Raw genomic sequence first — 1,102 nt, 5'->3', positions numbered from 1 at the left:
AGCAACACGACCGGGTACTGGCCGCGCCAGGGTCAGCACGTTCAGGAATACGATGATCAGACCGTACTGTTCTATCAGGTGATACAAGTAACTCATCGCTGTTCCACTGCCTTCCCGTTTTTTACTTCCTGCCGACTTTCATCGTTCGATTACCTCAACGCACATTATAGGTCGAAGCGGCGTTCAGGCCTTGCTCGCTTGCGCTGCACGGAATTCCGCAACGATCATCGCAATCAGGATAAACACCGGCAACAACAGCGCGAAGAACAACGCCTGATGGTAGGCAAACGCCCCGCCGATCGCACCCACGCCGAACGCCACGATGGGCCAGAAGAATTTGACGCAGCGCTGGCGCACCGTGTCATCCGCTGCGCCGCGCACGATGTCGGTCACGTCGATGACCAGTTGCGTGACGTTGCCGGTCATGACGGTAGTTGGCGCCGCCTGCGGCAAAATCAAGCGGGCGGCGGCGTTCTGGATACCCATTGCAGCAGCGCCGAACATGCCTGCCAGCAAGGCGGCGGTGGCGCGTGCATCGGCCACGCCGACCGGCGCAATGCTCTGGCCGAAGCCCATGAACGCCAGCAGGAAAATCAGTTGCAGCATCAGCACCCAGGGCAAGGCCGGCTTGCCGCTGCGCTCCAGCGCAAGCACCACCAGCCGTGTCATGACTACCGACAGGATGAACGCCGGAAAAGCCAGGAACTTGATCAATACGCCGTGGGAAGGATTCGCCAGTTCGCTGCCGATCAGCACGAAGTTGCCGGTGACGTGGGCGGTGAACAATCCGAACAAGGCGACGAAGCCCAGCGTATCCACGTAGCCGGCCAGGAAACTCATGGCAATGCCCTGGCAGGTGACGCGATTCAGATAGCGAATCGCAGAAGGACGATCGGGACTATTCAGCGCAGCCATCTCAGTCCTCGACTTTGTTCGCCAGGGCGGCGTCGATCGAATAGCGGCCGGCGCCCATCAAGGCGATGCTGCCGAACACGATCATCAGCAACCAGCCGAACTGGCCCTCCGCTACGCTCCAGTCAGGGTGCACCAGGAACATCGACACGCCCAGCAACACCAGCACTGCCGCGCTGGCCAGCCGCGT

General features: G+C 60.7%; 2 protein-coding genes. Both read right to left on the bottom strand.

The features are described 5' to 3' along the window. Positions 1-183: 183 nt before the first annotated feature. Complete coding sequence (locus HLUSI_RS0123445; RefSeq protein ID WP_016836258.1) at positions 184-915, bottom strand: YoaK family protein; 732 nt, start codon at positions 913-915, stop codon at positions 184-186. 1 nt (position 916) lies between these two features. Beyond that, on the bottom strand, positions 917-1,102 hold a 186-nt coding region (locus tag HLUSI_RS0123440; protein ID WP_016836257.1), incomplete at its 5' end, for a DoxX family protein.

This window comes from Herbaspirillum lusitanum P6-12 (assembly GCF_000256565.1).
Classification (GTDB): Bacteria; Pseudomonadota; Gammaproteobacteria; order Burkholderiales; family Burkholderiaceae_D; genus Herbaspirillum; species Herbaspirillum lusitanum.
The sequence above is the reverse complement of the archived record's forward strand: the minus strand, read 5'-3'. Positions and strand labels throughout refer to the sequence as shown.